Origin of the sequence: Rhizobium sp. 18055, assembly GCF_902706285.1 — a bacterium.
Taxonomy (GTDB): domain Bacteria; phylum Pseudomonadota; class Alphaproteobacteria; order Rhizobiales; family Rhizobiaceae; genus Rhizobium.
The window spans coordinates 1-422 of sequence record NZ_CACSKD010000355.1; the positions used below are offsets into that span (position 1 = coordinate 1).

Sequence of the window (422 nt, forward strand, 5' to 3'; positions counted from 1 at the left end):
TCGCAGCACTTGCTTTGATGGCAGCCGGTGCGGCTGCCTTGTTCGGTATTCCAGGAAAATTGGCACCCCTGGCCCTGGAAACGGACGCTTTGACCTACGTCAATCCGGCCGAACGCATCGCCGAGGACTCGCGGCGCTTTCAGGAATTCAACGGACTGGATGTGGTCGACGTGTGGATCAAGACGCCGTCGGGCAAAGCGCTGGACCCGGAGTTCCTGCGTGCCATCGACCAACTCAGCCAACAGCTCGAATCCGATTCGCGGATCACCGCCGTCGAAGGCCCCACGTCCATCCTGCGGTGGGCGCGGTATGTCGAATCAGGAAATGACCGGTTGCCTGCGGATGCGGCTTCCTGGACCCGGCTGGCCGCCGACCTGGAGCAGATCATGCTCACTGTCGAAGGCGCCCGCGAGTACGTGGAT

At 62.3% G+C, this 422-nt stretch carries 1 protein-coding gene; it reads left to right on the forward strand.

The features are described 5' to 3' along the window. Nucleotides 1–17: 17 nt before the first annotated feature. Nucleotides 18–422, forward strand: a 405-nt coding sequence (locus GVL52_RS29485; protein ID WP_160012767.1) for a hypothetical protein, incomplete at its 3' end; no start/stop codon positions are given.